Origin of the sequence: Bradyrhizobium sp. 956_D2_N1_4 (assembly GCF_052076025.1) — a bacterium.
Classification (GTDB): Bacteria; Pseudomonadota; Alphaproteobacteria; order Rhizobiales; family Xanthobacteraceae; genus Bradyrhizobium; species Bradyrhizobium barranii.
This window is the reverse complement of the sequence record NZ_CP197237.1, coordinates 7,032,807-7,051,396: the sequence shown is the minus strand read 5'-3', so window position 1 is coordinate 7,051,396 and position 18,590 is coordinate 7,032,807. Positions and strand designations below refer to the sequence as shown.

15 protein-coding genes are annotated in these 18,590 nt (G+C 61.0%); 7 read left to right on the top strand and 8 right to left on the bottom strand.

The annotated features are described in order from the left end of the window. Positions 1-72: 72 nt before the first annotated feature. The gene (locus tag AB7535_RS33335) at positions 73-1,446 is read right to left on the bottom strand and encodes a (Fe-S)-binding protein (protein ID WP_354114232.1); all 1,374 of its coding nucleotides are present in this window, start codon (positions 1,444-1,446) and stop codon (positions 73-75) included. 456 nt (positions 1,447-1,902) lie between these two features. Between AB7535_RS33335 and AB7535_RS33330 the strand changes: the two genes are divergently transcribed. Beyond that, a complete protein-coding gene (locus tag AB7535_RS33330) occupies positions 1,903-3,534 on the top strand; it encodes a glycosyl hydrolase family 17 protein (RefSeq protein ID WP_439037467.1) in 1,632 nt (543 codons plus the stop codon). A 141-nt stretch (positions 3,535-3,675) separates the two neighbouring features. Here AB7535_RS33330 and AB7535_RS33325 read toward each other — a convergent pair whose 3' ends face one another. Continuing rightward, positions 3,676-4,212 carry a hypothetical protein gene (locus AB7535_RS33325; protein WP_354114233.1) on the bottom strand — a complete coding sequence of 179 codons (537 nt, stop codon included), beginning with the start codon at positions 4,210-4,212 and terminating at the stop codon, positions 3,676-3,678. 363 nt (positions 4,213-4,575) lie between these two features. On the opposite strand from AB7535_RS33325, the gene AB7535_RS33320 reads away from it, so the two are divergent. The 3 genes from AB7535_RS33320 to AB7535_RS33310 all read left to right on the top strand — a co-directional run bounded on the left by AB7535_RS33320 (position 4,576) and on the right by AB7535_RS33310 (position 7,520). Further along, positions 4,576-5,466, top strand: coding sequence for a hypothetical protein (locus tag AB7535_RS33320; protein WP_354114234.1), 891 nt, complete (start codon positions 4,576-4,578; stop codon positions 5,464-5,466). A gap of 290 nt (positions 5,467-5,756) precedes the next feature. Beyond that, positions 5,757-6,602, top strand: a complete 846-nt coding sequence (locus AB7535_RS33315) for a hypothetical protein (RefSeq protein WP_354114235.1) — start codon at positions 5,757-5,759, stop codon at positions 6,600-6,602. 381 nt (positions 6,603-6,983) lie between these two features. Then, positions 6,984-7,520: a hypothetical protein gene (locus tag AB7535_RS33310; protein WP_354114236.1), complete on the top strand. Its 537-nt coding sequence runs from the start codon at positions 6,984-6,986 to the stop codon at positions 7,518-7,520. A gap of 175 nt (positions 7,521-7,695) precedes the next feature. Here the strand turns inward: AB7535_RS33310 and AB7535_RS33305 are convergent, their stop codons facing one another. Further along, complete coding sequence (locus AB7535_RS33305; protein ID WP_354114237.1) at positions 7,696-8,700, bottom strand: ABC transporter substrate-binding protein; 1,005 nt, start codon at positions 8,698-8,700, stop codon at positions 7,696-7,698. Between the two features lie 337 nt (positions 8,701-9,037). Here AB7535_RS33305 and AB7535_RS33300 point away from each other — a divergent pair, with 337 nt between their 5' ends. Next, a complete protein-coding gene (locus AB7535_RS33300) occupies positions 9,038-10,627 on the top strand; it encodes a winged helix-turn-helix domain-containing protein (protein ID WP_439037466.1) in 1,590 nt (529 codons plus the stop codon). Positions 10,628-10,819: 192 nt separating this feature from the next. Then, a complete protein-coding gene (locus tag AB7535_RS33295; protein ID WP_439037465.1) occupies positions 10,820-11,236 on the top strand; it encodes a RidA family protein in 417 nt (138 codons plus the stop codon). Positions 11,237-11,610: 374 nt separating this feature from the next. On the opposite strand, the gene lepA is transcribed toward AB7535_RS33295, so the two are convergent. Next, positions 11,611-13,422, bottom strand: coding sequence for a translation elongation factor 4 (gene lepA / locus AB7535_RS33290; RefSeq protein WP_085402644.1), 1,812 nt, complete (start codon positions 13,420-13,422; stop codon positions 11,611-11,613). Positions 13,423-13,548: 126 nt separating this feature from the next. On the opposite strand from lepA, the gene AB7535_RS33285 reads away from it, so the two are divergent. After that, positions 13,549-15,174, top strand: a complete 1,626-nt coding sequence (locus AB7535_RS33285; RefSeq protein WP_354114246.1) for a glycosyltransferase family 39 protein — start codon at positions 13,549-13,551, stop codon at positions 15,172-15,174. A 160-nt stretch (positions 15,175-15,334) separates the two neighbouring features. Here the strand turns inward: AB7535_RS33285 and AB7535_RS33280 are convergent, their stop codons facing one another. The 4 genes from AB7535_RS33280 to AB7535_RS33265 all read right to left on the bottom strand — a co-directional run bounded on the left by AB7535_RS33280 (position 15,335) and on the right by AB7535_RS33265 (position 18,516). After that, positions 15,335-15,661 (bottom strand): HPr family phosphocarrier protein, encoded by a 327-nt coding sequence (locus AB7535_RS33280; RefSeq protein WP_063980739.1) that lies wholly within the window; start codon positions 15,659-15,661, stop codon positions 15,335-15,337. Beyond that, positions 15,658-16,059 carry a PTS sugar transporter subunit IIA gene (locus AB7535_RS33275; protein ID WP_007597752.1) on the bottom strand — a complete coding sequence of 134 codons (402 nt, stop codon included), beginning with the start codon at positions 16,057-16,059 and terminating at the stop codon, positions 15,658-15,660. Before AB7535_RS33275 ends, AB7535_RS33280 begins: the two co-directional genes overlap by 4 nt. 133 nt (positions 16,060-16,192) lie before the next feature. Further along, positions 16,193-16,717, bottom strand: coding sequence for an HPr kinase/phosphorylase (locus tag AB7535_RS33270; protein ID WP_354114240.1), 525 nt, complete (start codon positions 16,715-16,717; stop codon positions 16,193-16,195). Beyond that, complete coding sequence (locus tag AB7535_RS33265; RefSeq protein WP_354114241.1) at positions 16,714-18,516, bottom strand: sensor histidine kinase; 1,803 nt, start codon at positions 18,514-18,516, stop codon at positions 16,714-16,716. The genes AB7535_RS33270 and AB7535_RS33265 overlap by 4 nt, the downstream gene beginning before the upstream one ends. Positions 18,517-18,590 lie beyond the last annotated feature (74 nt).

The window sequence follows — 18,590 nt, the reverse complement described above, 5'->3', positions numbered from 1 at the left end:
ACCCCTCAGCCGGCGACCTCCGGTTTGCGCCGGGCTCACCGGCGCGGTGGGCCAACAGGTGACGTCAAGCTGCTACGACGGCTCCACGCCCCCGGCGCGCGTCTCCGGGGGCGCGCCACGCCTCAGGGGAAGCGGCTGGTCGCCAAGCAACACCTTCACCACCACGTCACGCGCACTGCCGGGATCAAGCGAGTGCTTTGCGATCAGGTCGCTACAGTCGGCGACGATCTGGTCGGCGTCCTGCATGATCTTGAGCTCTTTGTAGCGATCGTGCCGATGCAGGCCCATGCTTTCGCCAACCACTTCAAGGATATTCATGATACGGAATGGCCAGTCGCGCTCGTGCGCGCACAGTTCGCGATGATCGGAATGATAGACCGCGACCAGTGCATCGACACCTGCATCGCGCGCCGCCTCAAGCTCCATAAGTTGCAATTCGCGCTTGTACTTTGGAAGCGCGCCGACATCCACGCTCTGCAAACCCACCGCCGGCTGGTTCAGATCGACGAGTTCGATACCGGGTACCGCCGTCAAGATCTCAGCGGCGGCTTCCACGACGCCGGCCACGCCGGGATGCTTGTGCAGCGCGACCCGCATTTCGACCCTGCGCTGAAGGTGCGGCTTGAGCTGCGCCGGCCGGTCGCCGAGAAAGCGCATGAACGGGTTCATCTCGAACGGGCGCGACCCGTGCTGTCGCTCCACCGTTGGCAGGATGGTCTCCGTGTACTGGACGTAGCACGACGGGCACCAGGAGATCACCTGCCCCGAGTTCGAATGCGACAGCTTTTCCATCGTACTCGATCCCATACGACCGGCCATCTCTGCGTCGCCAGACTTGAGCTGGAGAATGCCGCAGCAATGGCTCGGCCCGCCCATCACCTGGTAACTGACGCCGAGCGCGTCCATGATATCGAGGGCAAGCAATGCGATGTGCGGCGTCTTGAGCACATTGCAGCCAGTGTAAAACACGAAATCCGGCGTTTCAACGGGCGTGGCGACCGACGCCGATCTCTGACCCAGTCGTTCGAGCACGTCCGCATCGAGTTGCAGGCGCGAAAGCACGTTCACGCCACGACTGCCGTCGCGGTACCTCTCGACACCCCGCCGGCGCCGTTCGGCAAGCTCATTGTCCGACTTCGCGATGCCAAGCCGCGCCATGCTCAGCAGGAAACGCGGATTGACGCCATAGCTGCACGCCTTGATGCATGCCCCGCTCCGCATGCAGGACTGCGCCCATTTGCGCGACGCTTCCGGGCCGTTGCCGGTACGCACCAGCTCGAGAATGCCGCCGATGATGTCTTCGGACTTTGTCGTCCGCGAGATGCCGGCCGGCTCGACACTCGGACAGGCCTCGACGCATTTCCCGCATCGCGTACAGGCGTCGAGCATGTCTTCGGCATATTCGGCCAGGGACGTCTCGAAGGGGACCTCGTTCATCGGCGGCATGACCAACTCCCAGGCTTGCTGGCGGATCAGACACGTGCGGCACACGACAACGCCGGAACCTAACCCACAATTGGCGAGCTGTACACGAGCAGGCCGCAATGGGGATCTGTCGCCTTCGGGTCAATCGCGTCTGTTACGCGCTGGGTGAGCCCGCTGCCGGCGTGCCCTTACTACCGGACCACCCGTGACCGATCTGGACTTCGCATTCGGGCCAACAGGTGACGTTCGTTTGCCGGCACGGTGACCGTCAGAGAAAGGCCACTCTGCTGCCGGTCCCCGAAGGCCATCTCGGGAGATAGGAAGATTATTTCTACCTGCCCCGCGGTAGCCTTAAGGCCTTCGTTGGATGTTGACTCGCCTCTTGCGGCACGGACGATCCGGCACCAGCTTTCACAGGTCAAGTAGGGACCGGCGGACGATGATTTCTGTTGTTGTCGGGTCACGACAACATGCCGGTTGACCGACGATCTCTACGTTGGAGGGTCAACTATTTCGCCCCGCACGCCTCTGGCGCTTCTCATCATATCCCTGGGTGCGATCGCCGCGGTGTGGTGGTGGCTGGCCATACCGATCAACCTGGCGCGCGCGCCGATCGATCCGAATGCCAAACTGCAATGCATATCCTACGCGCCCTTCCGCAACAACCAAACGTCGGAGTCGCCGACACCAGTGCCGCGGGACCAGATCGCGGAAGATCTCGCCCAGCTTGCCAAAATAACCGACTGTATTCGTACCTATGCGACTGATCTTGGTCTCGATCAGATCCCCGAACTTGCGTCCAAGGTGGGGCTGAAAGTCATTCAGGGAATTTGGCTCGATAGGGACCGACGGAAGAGCGCGACGCAGATATCCACGGGCATACGCCTCGCCCGGCAATATCCGGAAACCATCACCGCACTCGTGGTCGGCAATGAGGTTCTGTTGCATCGGAAGATGACACCTTCCGATCTTGCTGCCTTGATCCGCTCGGTCAAGGCACAGGTGCCGGTCCCCGTCACCTATTCCGACGTCTGGGAGTACTGGCTGCGCTATCGGGAACTCGGTGACGCCGTCGATTTCGTCACCCTTCATATCCTGCCATATTGGGAAAATGTCCCGGTCGCGGCGAAATCTGCCGCTGCTCACGTCGACGCCGTCCGAAAGCAGGTGGCGTCGGCGTTTCCGGGCAAGGAAATCCTGATTGGAGAAACAGGTTGGCCGAGCGAAGGGCGGATGCGCGAGTCGGCGCTACCATCGCGCACCAATCAGGCGCGGGTGATCTCGGAGGTCCTCGATCTTGCCCGGCGCGAGAATTTCCGCGTCAACCTGTTCGAGGCGTATGATGAATTGTGGAAGCATGAGTTCGAGGGCACCGTCGGCGGATCGTGGGGCTTATTCGATTCCACGCAGCGCACGCTGAAATATCCGCCCGGCATCCCCGTCAGCAATTATCCGCTCTGGAAACTGCAAATGAGTAGCGGGATGGCGCTGGCGATCCTGGTGTTTGGCGCTGCATGGCTGACCTCGCGCCGGAAGCCCTCGCAGCCCCGGCTCATCTCATGGTTTGCGGTCGGAATATCGGCAACCACCGCCGGAGTCTTGTTTGGGGTGGCCGCTCAAAAGATGTTCTATGAAAGCTACGGCGCGGGCAGCTGGCTTCTGTGGGGCGCACTTCTGGCGGCGGCAACTGCCTCGCCGCTGTTCGGCGCCAACGCCCTGATGTCCGGGCGCGCACCGCCCACATTTCTGGAATTGCTGGGTCCGGAGCACTACCGGACCCCATCGGGACTGGCGATCATGCACGGATTGATCTTGATCGTAACCATCGTGATCGGCACGGAGACCGCGCTGGGCCTTATGTTTGATCCGCGCGAAAAGGATTTTCCCTTTCCGGCCCTCACTATGGCGGCGGTCCCTTTTGCGGCGATGACGCTGCTCAATCGCCCGAAGAAGGGAATCCGCCCCATGGCGGAAGCGATGTTTGCCGTCGTATTCCTGGTGGCAGCCATCTATGCGGCGCTTAGCGAAGGACCGGACAATTGGCAGTCGCTGTGGACTTGTGCTGCCTATATGCTGCTTGCGGTTACGCTGTGGCGGGCGCGCGCTTGAGTAAACCTGGCCAGCCGACTTCCGTTGTGGGTCAATCGCGTCACTATGGCCGCGTGCCGATCTCTTCCGGTCTACCTCTGTGAACGGAAATCGTCAGACTGCACCGGCACGTCTCACACGGGCCAGAAGCGGACCCACGACCTAATCCCGAAATCCTGCCCTCGATCGCTCGCCTTCATATGCAAGCCAATCAGAGGATAATCTGTCGTATTGAGGTTTACTTATTGGAAATGAAGCGAGCCGCTGAATGCCATCTCCCATAGAATAGATCGCCACCGTGTACTCTCGGCCCCGTTGATCCGGTGTGCGGGGAATGGCGATGTACCTTCGGTGTTCGCTACGCTGGCCTAGGAAAACATCGAGCACTTGGCCGACTTCAGCTTTGCCTTTGAGAGTCTCCGTGATTCTCAGACGGGCGAACCATACATCGTTGGTACAAAGCTCGCAGTGACGGCCACCCATCCATATTACGGGTTGCTGCAAGCGAACTCTCGCAACGACGACATCCCTAGCGTCGGGAGACAAATTGTTCAGTGCCTCTACGAGATTGTCTGGCGCGCCTTCTGAAAAATACGCAATGGGCTTCTTGTTCTCCATCGCCGAGGAACGCGGCGGACCGACAATGATTGCGCTCATCATCGCAGCGACAAGAGCTAGGCTTCGCTTGACCGATTTCATCTACAGCACTGCGCACCGAATGGCTGTAGTGGCACTATAATCCAATTTTGAGAAGTTGAACAGATTAGGTCTGCTTTGGGTCAAAATGCGAAGAACTCAGAGCGAGCAAAGTCAGCCCGCTCTACTCCGCCAAGCGGACCTCAATGAAAGGTGTCGCCACTTCGCTGATGGGCCAGCAGCAGACATGGATCAGAGACGAAAACCCAACTTCACCAACGTCGTTGGGGGGCGGACTGACTTCAGTATGCCGGAGCGCAAGCGTGAACTAGCCCACATTTGGTAGACCCGCGCGCGTGCTAAACTGCACTGTGCGCGCCAACTAACTTCGGTTCGACAAGAACTGGACGTTTCGCGGAGCAGGCCATGGACCAAGATCGTCGAAACGCACTTTCCACGGAATACGGCGAGGTCTGCAGCAACTTTCGGACGCTGACCGACATCCGGTTCAAGTTGCTGGGTCTGCTGCCGATCGCGACCGCCGTAGCCATTGCGCTCAAAGTCGACCACATTGATGGCCGGAGCTTTGTGTTCTCGTTGTTTGGCCTGATCGCAACGATCGGGCTCGTGACCTACAATACGAGAAATGACGAGCTGTATGATGAACTCGTGAGACGTGCCGCATACATTGAACGAAGCCTTGGTCTCGCGGATGGAGCATTTGCCAACCGCCCGCGCGCGTCGCTCAAGTTTCGTCTTTTCGGCATCCCATGGAAAGTCGACCACCGAGTAGGTGTCGGCACGATTTACCTTGCGTCCATCGCTGTTTGGCTTTTCCTGGTCTTGGCGTCGTTGTCGGCTTGGCTGGCTCCGGAGGCCTCGGTATTGGCTACGCTGGCTGCTTTTGGGCTCGCAGTCATTGCGACCTGGTGCGCGAGGACGTGGATCAAGCGTAAGAAGAAAGCGGTCGATGAGGAAAAGAGATCCTTGGCCATCGAGGCCGTTCAAAAGGCGTTCTCAACCGATTTGTCGCGAGGCACGGCGGACGGGGGGCTGATAGATTTGTGCTTCAAGCTCGCGGACGAGAAGGAGCGCGAAATCATCGCCAAACGGGCTCAGTTCTATGCCGGAATTGATCGCGACTCCTCAATCTATTACCCGCCGGGCGTCTCAAAGGAACAGGCTGCATGTCACTTGGTGGCGCTACTCACGGATTTGCCACCGCGGTGGCTGTTCGATTGCGCCACAAATCGAAGAGGAGACATGCCAGAGAAAAGTCCCGTATTGTTCCCGCCCCGCGCTGACGAGGTAAGGTGATAGCGCATTGATTTTCCGCTTTGGGTCAGAAGCACCAGCCTGGACCTTGGCCGACGACTTCCGGTCTAGCACCAGCTTCGGAAGTTCACTCGCGACGCGGAAAGTGGCGCGATGGCGCCAAGGGGCGACATTGTCCGCGAGCGGCTGGCGCCAGAACAAATGTGAGATAGTTCATATCGGGCGCGTCGCCGACGTGTTGCCATTCCGATGTTGCCGGCGAAACTTCATTTCTTTCGCCACCGTGGCCGGTGCGTATCGCGCTACGGTTCGGACTGTGCGGGAGGCGTTGAATGGTCAATATCAAAGTTCCTCTTAATCCAGTGCAGAAACGCGGCTTGTGGCCGCCCAAAGGCGGGCGCGAATATCCGGTCTTAGATACGGACGACTGGTGGAAAATTGCGGCGCGCGAGCACATAGATGCGTGGGCGTTAATCGAGTTCAATTTCCAAACGCACGTTCCTGAGGAGGTGAATTGGTATTTGCGAGAGCTCGTGGGTTGCCGCCACAGCCGTGACGGGGGGCGCAATTACGCGTTTATGGGGGCTGACCCGAAGCTGCGCAAAATCTATCTTCCCGCTGTGCCGCCTCCGCCCCCACCTGCACCCATACCCTGGCCCGACAAACTCAAGAAGCTCCAGTACGAGGTGGAGCATTCGAACGATCCACAAAAGGAACGATTCCTCTGCATGCTCAAGGCGATGGAGAACCGCCGTGATGATCGCGTGATCTTTTGGTCCACCATAGCCCCGGGCCCCGAGTGGGTTGCTCCGCTTGGCGTTGAGGGAAGAGGGATTGGGAAAGCGTTGATCGATTCGCAGTGGCTCTATAAAAATATAAAGACTGTGCGGGATGTGGACCTTCTTCCGTATGGCAACGGGTTACCGAGAAGCGATACTTTCGTGATCAGCTTCCACAAGTATCTGTTTGAAACGGCTTCGCCTTCCATCGGCATACTGCGCGCGGCGAACGCAGAAATTGTCAAGACGCATGTCATGTTGGATCGTTGGGCGAACCAAAGCTTGGGTGGAAGTGCGTCGATGCCGACGTGTTATCGCGCAATCAAAGAATTTATTCGCTTACAGGAGCAAAGTGATTACCCGTCTGTGATCAACTGCATCGTGACAACTGGCGCGTAACCAGTTCCCTGGGCGGATGACTGCACCAATCCCCACCGCTTCAACGATTGCAGAGTCATCTGCTTCGGCGGCGTTAAGTCCACCGACACGTACCTCGCACTCGCAATTCACCACTTCAACAAAGAGATCATCGGCTGGCTGGAACCGGCGGCAAACAGCATCTCACATTTAGTTTGATCACCTCGTCGGTGGGCCGCTGTAGATGCAACGACACGTCGAGGTCGAGCGCTTTATTGGGTCAAAATGCGAAGAACGCAGAGTGAGCAAAGTCAGTCCGCTCCACCCCACCAAGCGGGCCTCAATGAAAGGTGTCGCCACTTCGCTGATGGGCGAGAAGCGGACATTCCCGTTTGGAGCCTGAGTGTGCTAGCCTGAGGCACCATGCCCACACCTGCCGAAGCAGTAAGAACCTACATCTTGGCCAAGGACGGCAACCGACCGTTCTTGATGAGGCAGGCGTTCTCTGAAGACATTGCACTCGAAATGGTGGTCAAGACCGACGCCATTTCATTCCCCAACACGGCTTCCGGCTTGAACGCCGTGGAAGAAATTTTGGTGCGTCGTTTTGGTGTCGAATACGAGAACATCTACACGTTCTGCCTATCCCGGCCTTCCGAGACTGACCGAACGCGCTTTCAGTGCCATTGGTTGGTGGGGATGTCCGCTAAGGCCAGCGGGCAGCCACTGCGAGTTGGATGCGGACGTTACGACTGGCATTTCAATGAGCACGGAAAAGTGGTGAGGCTGGTGATCACCATTGAAGTCATGAAAGTCTTATCGGGCGCCGAACTCGATGGCGTGATGCGCTGGCTATCTTCGCTTCCCTATCCGTGGTGCAGTCCGTCTCAGGCTCTTCTGTCATTTCCTCCGCAGAATGACCTGCGCGAGGTTGAAGCCTACTTGAAGCAGGCTCAATAATCTCGAACTACGATTGGCCAATAGGGTTGACGTCCCGAAGTTGAAGCTCGCCGTGTGTCGCCTTCGGATCAATCGCGTCACGATGGCCGCGTGCCGCTCCCTTCCGGTCTGCCGCTGTGAACGGAAATCGTCGGACTGCGCGGGCATGTCACCTGCGGGCCATAACCGGACCTGTTCACTCGATGACCTTGTCGGCACTGGCCGAGAGTGCAGGAGAGACGGAAAGGCCCAGCTGCCTGGCCGTCTTCAAGTTGATGGACAGATCGAATTTGGTCACTTGGTAGAATGGAATATCGCCAGCTTTTGCTCCGCGGAAAAATGCGTCGATGTTGTTGGCCGCGCGCTTATACAATTCGACTAGATCAAAGGAGTAGGCCATTAGGCCCCCGGCTTCGACGGATTCGGTGAACGCGAAAATCGCCGGAAGTCTCGCGTCGGTCAGCAACTTGGCGATCAAAGCGCTGTTTTGAAAAGTTTCAGGGGAGTCGACCACCATGACTGCATTCGCGCCTTCGCCGGAAAGGCTCTCTACCGCTGCCCGCCAGTCATTTTCTTGAGCACCAACATCCAGTAGCGACACCGCGATAGGTAGGCCAGCCTCCTGGGCCGCTGCGGGGATAGGCGAATCCTTGACGAGCCCACTGTATTGGATGTGAAGAGCGAGCAAGCCAAGTTTTGATATTGAAGGAAAGATTTCGCGCAGCAGTGCAATCCGCTTTCCATGAATTGATGGACCGGCGTCGATGCTGGCTCCCGTAAAATTTCCGCCCGGGCGAGCCAGACTTTCGGCAATCCCCAGTCGAACGGGGTCGGCAGTTATCGTTACGATTGGAATACGCGATGTCAGTTTTTTGAAGATGAGTGCGCCAGGACCACCGAGGAGAATGACGTCCGGGTTGCTGCTAACGATTTCCGTCGCCAAGGCCTCGAGGCCGGACGTGTTTTGCTCTCGTCCATAACTTTCGACTTTGAGGTTTTGTCCCTCGATCTGTCCCAACCGTCGCAGCTCGGCGAAGAGGGCTCGAGGATATTGTTTCCCGCTAAGCTCGTGCCAGTCCGCGCTCGGCTCTGACGGGACGAAAATAGCAAGACGATTCTTCTTGGCGCTCTCCGCCGCCGCAGCCAGCCGCGGCAATGCTACCGCACCACAAACGGCACCGAGAAAAGCACGCCGCCTCATGTTCGCCCCCTAGCTAGAGTCTAGGTCAACGCATCTTAGCGTCTAAAAGGCCATACTGAAAATCAAAGGTAGCTCTGCGATGCCCGGGTTGGGTCAAAAGCGTCGGTTTGGTGCTCAGGGGCAAACTTCCGCTCTGCCGCCATCACCCGACATAGCTGCACCGCGTCAACGGAAGCGATGGGGCACGAGCGGAAGTGCCTAGCCGCTCCATATCGGCCGCCGTCGGTCATCCCTGAACGAACAGCTTACTTTTCTCTCGTCTCCGGCTATTCTTGGTGTCGTTCCGCGATGAGCGCGTTCGCGATGAAATGTGGTCTATCGGGCGGAGAAGACGGCGTTGCGCTATCTCTTCGAGGACTACGTATTGGACACGGACCCGCGCGAGCTGCGCTGCGGAGCCGAGCTGATTGCGACTGCGCCACAGACGTTTGACTTGCTCCTATACCTCATTCGCAACAGGGAACGGGTTGTCAGCAAGGACGATCTCCTCGGTGCGGTCTGGAGTGGTCGTATCGTCTCGGATGCCGCGCTCACGACGCGCATGAATGCAGCTCGCGGCGCAATTGGCGACACGGGCGAGAAACAGCGCCTGATCAAGACGATGCCCCGCAAGGGTTTCCGCTTTGTTGGCACAGTGCAGGAGGCGCAAAGGCCCACAGCCGTCCCCCTTGGCCATGTGGCGCAGAACGATGATGCAGCGCAGAGGTCGCTTTCACCACCTCGTCTTTCCATCGTCGTGTTGCCCTTCGCGAACCTCAGCAGCGCCCCCGAGCAGGACTACTTTGTCGATGGTGTGACCGGGAGCCTCACCACGGATTTATCGCGCATCAGCGGCTCATTTGTCATCGGCCAACACACCGCGTTCACCTACAAAGGCAAATCGGTCGATGTCAGGCAGATTGGTCGTGAGTTGAATGTTCGCTACGCGCTCGAAGGCTCGGTGCAGCGTTGCGACGATCGTCTCCGGGTGAATGTTCAATTGATCGACGCGACGACGGGCAATCATCTGTGGGCCGACCGCTTCGACAAGCCCTTCGCCGATCTGCTCGATATGCAGGACGAAATCGTAGCCAGGATTGCGCGGACTTTAGACAACCAGCTCATCGTGGCTGAGGCGCGTCGCGCGGCAAGAACGTTGAATCCCGATGCCATGGATCTCTATTTCCAGGGCCGCCATTCTTGCAATAGGGGAGCGACACTCGAGAATTTGACAGAAGCTCGTAGTTCTTTTGAACGGGCTCTGGCGACTGATCCGCAAAATGTCGACGCCATGAGCTGGAGCGCGTTGGTCGAGACAGCGCTTGTCGCGGCATTCCTGACCGACAATGGGCCTTCGTATCTGGCAGCGGCGGAGACCATGGTGCTAAAGGCGCTCCGCCTCGCTCCGGACCATGCCTGGGCTCATTTCACCTTGGCCATGGTGCTGATCTATACGAACCGGACGGCGCAAGGCGTGGCTGAGTGCGAGCGAGCCTTGGCCCTGGCCCTGGATCGCAATCTGGCTGACGCTCACGAGATGATGGGCCAGGCTAAGTTCTATATGGGTTGCGGTGCAGATACCGAGTTCCACGTCAACGAAGCACTGCGCCTTTCCCCCCGCGATATCTCCGCCTTCCGATGGATGAATACAGCGGGCTTTGCCAAGCTGCAGATCGCAGCAGACGCTGAAGCGGCCGCTTGGTGTGCGCGAGGAATCGAGGCCAACCGAAACTATCCGCTGCTGCATTTCGGGTATGCTGCAGCGCTCGCGCTTCTTGGGAGGCTGGACGAGGCGCAAGTGGCCGCCAAAACCGGACTTGCACTTGATCCGACATTTACAATCCGTCGCCTCAGAAACGTTCCAGTGCGCGGCGGCGGCGCGAATTTCGTTGCAGGAGCCAGGCGCTTGGTTAGGGGATTGTACATCGCCGGAGTACCGGAGGGGTGATGCCGGCGATCAGTCTATCGCGTCACTATGGCCGCGTGCCGCTCTCTTCCGGTTTACCCCTGTGAACGGAAATCGTCGGACTGCACCGCCATGTCTCACACGGGCCAGAAGCGGAAGTGCGGCTTGCCGGAATCATAGGTATTATCCTCATAGTATCACCGCCGATCGTCGGCATATAGCCAAGGTTTCGCAATGAGCCGAACGGTACATGCTCCCACTGGACTCTTTGATAGCCGGCACTACGGCTTTGCGCAGGTAGCAATCGTCCCAACGCGCCTCGGCGACGCCGTCCATGTGTCTGGCCAAGTGGCTTGGGACGCAGATCGAAACGTCGTTGGTGCCGGTGATATTCGGCTCCAACTCGAAAAAAGTCTGGAAAATCTTGCAGCCGCCTTGGCGTCCGTCGGTGCAAAACTATGCGACGTCGGTGCACTTCGGCTCTATATCAGGCAAAGTCATATGCATGAGAGCAGCGCCATCACCGGAGCTCTCAAGGCGGCCTTCGGCGACAATCCGCCTTGCGCAACTTGGATCGGGGTGTCGAGCCTCGCGAATGAGGCGTTCCTCATCGAGGTCGAGCCTTCGGTCGTTTTTATTGATCGAGAGTGACTTGATAGCCAGCGGCAGCCACGGGTCAAAAGCGGTCTTCGAGGAGCAGTGCTTGGCAGGTCGGCTGACGGGTCAGAAGCCGACGCAGGCCGTCACCGACGTGGCGCCTGGATATCGAATTCAGAGGTTGCCAATCGGTCGGCGGTCGAGATGGTGCGTTCTGATGGACGGTTGCTGCACACCCGCTGCCATGATGCCATCATGCCCCTGTTTTGCCCGACGGGTCAAATCGATTTCGTAAAATCGAAAAAACCCAATGCCGACAAGGGCGCGGCTACTGTGCATGGGGTTGTTTTCGCGAATTTTGTGTATCGGCCCCGATATCCGGGCCGGACCCCAATCTCGTCAGGTCCGGTGTGGCCCGAGCACTCGCCTCAGCTATCCACCTTCAGCGCGGCAATGAAAGCTTCCTGCGGGATGTCGACCTTGCCGAACTGCCGCATCTTCTTCTTGCCTTCCTTCTGCTTCTCCAGAAGTTTCCGCTTACGCGTGATGTCGCCGCCGTAGCACTTCGCGGTGACGTCCTTGCGCAGGGCGCGCACCGTCTCGCGCGCGATCACCTTGCCGCCGATCGCCGCCTGGATCGGGATCTGGAACATGTGCGGCGGGATCAGCTCCTTCATCTTCTCGACCATGGCGCGGCCGCGCCCCTCCGCGCGGGTGCGATGCACCAGCATCGACAGCGCGTCGACCGGCTCGTTGTTGACCAGGATCTGCATCTTGACGAGATCGGCCACCTTGTAGTCGGTCAGGTGATAGTCGAACGAGGCGTAGCCTTTCGAGACCGATTTCAGGCGGTCGTAGAAGTCGAACACGACTTCGTTGAGCGGCAGATCGTACTTCACCATGGCGCGGGAGCCGACATAGGTCAGCTCCTTCTGCGCGCCGCGGCGGTCCTGGCACAGCTTCAACACGCTGCCGAGATATTCGTCGGGAGTGAGGATGGTGGCCTCGATCCAGGGCTCCTCGATATCGGCGATCTTGACCACGTCGGGCATGTCGACGGGATTGTGGATCGAGATCTCCTGGCCGTCGGTCAGGTGCATCTTGTAGATCACGCTTGGCGCGGTCGCGATCAAATTGAGGTCGAACTCGCGCGACAGCCGCTCCTGGATGATCTCGAGGTGCAATAGCCCGAGGAAGCCGCAGCGGAAGCCGAAGCCCAGCGCAGCCGAGGTTTCCATCTCGTAGGAGAAGCTCGCGTCGTTGAGGCGCAGCTTGCCCATCGCCCCGCGCAGCGTTTCGAAGTCATTGGCGTCGGCCGGGAACAGGCCGCAGAACACCACCGGGATCGCCGGCTTGAAGCCCGGCAGCATTTCGGTGACCGGCTTCCTGTCGTCGGTGATGGTGTCGCCGACGCGGGTGTCGGCGACTTCCTTGATCGCCGCGGTGATGAAGCCGATCTCGCCGGGGCCGAGCTCGTCGACCTGCTCCATCTTCGGGGTGAAGAAGCCGACGCGCTCGACGTCATAGGCCGCGCCTGTGCCCATCATGCGGATGCGCTGGCTCTTCTTCATGACGCCGTCGACGACGCGGATCAGCACGACGACGCCGAGATAGACGTCGTACCAGCTGTCGACCAAGAGCGCCTTCAAGGTCGCGTCGCGGTCGCCCTTCGGCGGCGGCAGGCGGGTGACGATGGCTTCCAGCACGTCGGGGACGCCGAGGCCGGTCTTGGCCGAGATCATCACGGCGTCGGAGGCATCGATGCCGATGACGTCCTCGATCTGCTGCTTGATCTTCTCGGGTTCGGCCGCGGGAAGGTCGACCTTGTTCAGGACCGGGACGATCTCGTGATTGTTGTCGAGCGCCTGGTAGACGTTGGCGAGCGTCTGCGCTTCGACGCCCTGGCTGGCGTCGACCACCAGCAGGGAACCCTCGCAGGCCGCCAGCGACCGCGAGACTTCGTAGGCGAAGTCGACATGGCCGGGCGTGTCCATCAGGTTGAAGATGTAATCCTTGCCGTCCTTGGCGTGGTAGGCGAGGCGCACCGTCTGCGCCTTGATGGTGATGCCGCGCTCGCGCTCGATGTCCATGGAATCGAGCACCTGCTCCTTGCCCGCCATTTCGCGGTCGGTGAGGCCGCCGGTCATCTGGATCAGGCGGTCGGCCAGCGTCGACTTGCCATGGTCGATATGGGCGACGATGGAGAAGTTGCGGATGTTGGAAATGGGGACGGTCGTCATGGGCGCGGGATACCACTCACATCCCCGTGCGGCAACCATATTGCTGTATTTTCAGGGCCTTTCTTCACGCCAAGCTGATTCCACGAGGGCCCAAAACGCGCTACGCAACGGCCCATGTCCAGGCTCATGTCTACGACCTCGATCCCCTCCGCCCGAACACGCGTAAAAGCCCGGGTGAGCTTTAACCGCTTCCGGGCCTGGCTGGTCGCCTGCGCGATCCGGCCCGAGGCGCGGCTCTGGCTGGTGATCCAGCTCGCCATCCTGCATGCGGTGCTCTGGACCTTCATCCTGATCAATCTCAAGGCAGCGCAGGACGTTCACATGGACGTCGCAGAAGCCTATGGCTGGGGCCAGGAGTTCCTGTGGGGCTACGGCAAGCACCCGCCGCTGTCGGGCTGGGTCGCCGGCCTCTGGTTCAAGGTGTTCCCGGCGGCGGACTGGGCGACCTATGCGCTGGCGATGGCGACCGTCGGCGTCGGCATGGTGATCTGCTGGCTGCTGAGCTTGCGCGTCGTGGACGCGCGGCGTGCGTTCCTGGTCGTGGTGATGGTCGCGCTCTACCCGATCTTCAATTTCAAGGGTTTCAAGTACAACCCCGACCTGCTCCAGCTCGTCACGCTGCCGCTGCTCGTGCTCGCCTATCTCAACGCCTTCGAGAAGCGGACCTGGCAGTCCGGTATCTGGTTCGGGCTCGCCGGCGCGCTGGCGCTGATGACGAAATACTGGGTGCTGACCATGATCGGCGCCATCGGCCTTGCCGCGCTGATTCATCCCGATCGGCTGCGATTCCTGCTGTCGCCGGCGCCGTGGGTGGCGATCGTGACGATGGTGGTGGCGATGATCCCGCACCTCGTCTGGCTTGCGGGCGTGCATTTCGTGCCGCTGACCTATGCCGGCGATACCTACAGTCTCGATGACAGCCGGCAGGTCCATCAGCTCGTGGCTGGCTATGCCCTGCATAATTTGGCGCTGCTGGCGCTGCCGGTGGCGCTGGCCGCGCTCGCAATGGCGCTGGTGCCGCATTGGTTCACGCTGCTGCTGCGCGCACCGTTACGCATCGTCACGCGCGCCTGGGGGCGCGGTGCCAATCCCGGCGTCAATGTTGCGCAGGCGTTGAACGTCTGGATCATCCAGATCATCGTCGCGGTCGGCCCGCCGCTCGGCGCGCTGGCCTTCAGCATCTACATGAAGACCGATTGGGGCATCTCGCTGTTCTTCCTGGTGCCCTTGGCGCTGGTCGCGATCCCGGCGCTGCGGGTGCAGAGTGCGGCCCTGTTCAACATCGCCGCGATCTGGCTCGTGCTCAGCGTCGCCACGCTCGCCGCCTCGCCCTGGATCGCCGCGCGCGAGATGGCGGCCAATGCCGGTAACACGGCGACCTACGGCGCGCGCTCGGAGCTGGCACGCGAATTGACGCAGGCCTGGCACACCCGTTTCGGCTCGCGCTGGGCGGTCGTCGCCGGCACCATGGAGTCGATCCAGCCAATGGTGTTCTACAGCCCCGATCATCCGGCCGCGCTGATGCCGCTCGAAGCCTGGGATTCCGGGCTGACGTCGCGCGCGGATGCCAAGAAGTATGGCTTCATCGGCGTGTTCGATCCGACCGATGGCCGCCTCCCGGCGTTCGAGAAATGGGTCTCGGAGATCGCGCCGAACGCCGAGCGCATCGTGATGACGACGCGCCGCTTCACCCACGGCAAGGCCGGCCCGTCGATGAGCTGGAACATCTACATCGCGCCGCCGGCGAAGTGATTTCGGCGTTGTAGGTCTCGTAGGGTGGGCAAAGCGACTTGTCCGCCATAGCTCGAAGAGCGACGGCGGAAGCGTGCCCACCACTTCTGTGGCGATTGTCGCGAGATGGTGGGCACGGCGCTTCGCGCCTTTGCCCACCCTACGGCGCCGAGCGCGTGGCTCAGATCCCTTCCTCGTTGAACTTGCTTTCAACGAGCTCGGTAATCGCCGCAAGCGCAGCCTGGGCATCGTCACCGGCGGCGGCGACCGTGATCGTCGTGCCCGGTCCTGCGGCCAGCATCATCAGGCCCATGATCGAGGTGCCGCCGACGGTCTCGCCGCCGCGCGTCACCCACACCTGCGCGTTGAAGCGCTCCACCGCCTGGACGAATTTCGCCGAGGCGCGGGCGTGCAGGCCGCGCTTGTTGATGATCAGGAGGTCTTTGGAAATGGCTCCCGCCGGCACGCCTGTCCCGGCCTGGTTTCCGAGCGGCGCGTCGTCGCTCATTTGCCGGCGAGCACGCGGCTGGCAATGGTGACGTATTTACGGCCCGCTTCCTGGGCCATCGCGATCGCGTCGGGCAGCGGACGCTCCTCGCGCACCTTGGCAAGCTTCACCAGCATGGGAAGGTTGATGCCGGCGAGCACTTCGACCTTCGGCCGGCTCATGCAGGATATTGCAAGGTTCGACGGCGTGCCGCCGAACATGTCGGTGAGGATCGCAACGCCGTCGCCGGAATCGACGCGGTTGACCGCCTCGATGATGTCGCTTCGGCAGAGATCGGAATCATCTTCGGCACCGATCGTGATCGCTTCGATTTGCTTTTGTGGGCCCATGACATGCTCAAGCGCTGCCTTGAATTCGTCGGCAAGGCGCCCGTGGGTCACAAGTACTAGACCAATCATCGGAAAACTCCTCGCGGGCGCTTTTGGTGCACCGCACGAACGCGCCACTTTGACCATCCAGAGCCCCCGCGCAAGAGGGGATGTTGCGTATCTCCCTGAAACTAGACGGATGGATGAGGGGAGCTGCGCCGGTCTATTCGGTCGCGATAGTGGGGTTCATATGGTTACCATTTCCCTTCAAACAATCGCCTGAAGGGTTAACGGAAGATGAACTCTTGGTAGTGGTCAAGGCTGCAACAACCAAAGGGAGGGGCGAATAGTCGCGGCTAACAGGGATTCGCGGTATTTCGACACCGAAAATGCTTGTTTTCAGCGATTCCGCCTCAGGCAGGCGTTCCGCGTCGGCGGCGTCCAGATCGACCACGAGGCCGACGGTCGCATGCTCCACGAAGTCGCAGCGGCGGATTCCCAGTCCCCGAATCTCGATCAGGCCGGCCAGCAGCGGCGCGGGGCGGACTTCAATTTCATCGCCGACTGTCGCCAGATGGACACGGTCATCGCCGACCAGAACGGCCCTTTCGACCACGCCGGCGCGTCCCGCCATGATCAAATCGAAGGCAAGGCGCGACTTGCCGGAGCCTGAGGGCCCGCGGATCAGCACCGCCAGAGTCCCGACCTTGACTGCGGAGGCGTGAACGCTGGGGCCACCGCCGCTCATAGCGCCGGCAGCCTCACCACGAAACGCGCGCCGACAACCGTAGGCGCTCCGTCCTCGTCCGCCGGGCCCGGGCGGTTCTCGGCCCAGATGCGTCCGCCATGGGCATCGACGATCTGCTTGGAGATCGACAGGCCGAGGCCGGAGTTCTGGCCAAAGCCCTGGTGCGGACGGTCGGTGTAGAAGCGCTCGAAGATGCGCTCCAGCGCGTCGTCGCGGATGCCGGGCCCGTCGTCGTCGACCACGATCTCGATCTCGGAACGGACGCGGCGGCAGGTGAGGCGCACCTTGCTGCCGGGCTCGGAGAACGATTGCGCGTTGGAGAGCAGGTTGGAGACCACCTGCCCGAGCCGCGAATCGTGGCCGGTCACGGAGAACGCGTCGGTCGCGCTGCGGCCCTCGAAGCGCGTTTCGACCGCGACGTCATGGCCGAGCTTGGTTTCATTGGCGACCGACACGAGCGTCGTCAGCAGGCGGCGCAGGTCGACCCGGACCGCATCCTGGCGCTGCAATTCGGCGTCGAGGCGGCTGGCGTCGGAGATGTCGGAGATGAGGCGGTCGAGCCGCTTGACGTCATGCTCGATCACCTCGAGCAAGCGCGCGCGGCTGGTCTCGTTGCGCGCCAGCGGCAGCGTCTCGACCGCGGAGCGCAGCGAGGTCAGCGGGTTCTTCAGTTCATGCGCGACATCGGCGGCGAACATCTCGATCGCCTCGATGCGGCTGTAGAGCGCGCTGGTCATGTCGCGCAGCGCGCCGGACAGGTGACCGATTTCGTCGCGGCGCCGGGTGAAGTCGGGAATCTCGATGCGCGCCTTGATGCGGCGGCGGACGCGCTCGGCGCTGTCGGCGAGCCGGCGCACCGGGCCTGCGATCGTGCTGGCGAGCAGCAGCGACAGCATGATCATGACCGCGGCAGCGACGCCGCCGACCTTCAGGATCGCCAGGCGCTCGGCGGTGACCATCTGGTCGATGTCGTCGCCCTGCGTCGACAGCATCAGGGCGCCGTGGATGGCGCGCGAGCGCAGCACGGGGACTGCGACCGAGACGATCACCTCGCCGCGCGAATTGACCCGCACCATCGAACGCTTCTGGCCCTGGAGCGCGTCGCTTACTTCCGAATAGCCATTGCCGTTTTCGCGCCCGAGCTCGCGATATAGCGGCAGGTCACCGCGGTTGATCCAGAGGCGCACCGAGGTCAGGCCGCGCTCGATCACGCCGGGCTTCTGCGATGGCGGCGGCAACGGGAAGATCAGCACGTTCTCGAGGTCGCGGCTGTCGAGCAGCACCGTCCCGTTGGGGTCGAATATCCGCGCCCGCGTCTTGGTCGGCGAAATCAGCGTGCGCAGCACGGGGGCCACGCGCTCCGGGCTGATCGGGAAGTTCAGCGCCGAATAATCGTCGGATTCGCCGTAGCTGTCGCCGAGCTTCAGATCGAGCAGGCGGTCAGGATCGACCGTGATCGCGTTGGTCTGCACGGTCGCCGACGCTCCGATGGCACCGGCGATGATCTCGGCCTGCACCAGCAGGCTCTGCGCACGCGCGTCGATCAGGCCGGCGCGGAACTGCGAGAGATAGAGAATGCTCGCGACCAGCGCGACGAGGCCGGCGAGGTTGAGCGAGACGATGCGGCGGGTCAGGCTCGAGAAGGAGAGCGCGAAGAAATACTGACCGGCACGCGTCAGCCAGGAGAACGGCCGCCAACCTTGCGCGGCCGGCTTGTCGTCGGCGACGTGCTCCGGTACGCCGTCGGATGCGATATCCCCGGCATTCTGGTTCTCGTCAGGCTGCGTTCGGTCAAGCAATGCTTACGCCCGCGTTAGGACATCTCGTGCGAAGGGTCCCCGCATCCTAGAGCCATCCCGGTCCCGATGGAACG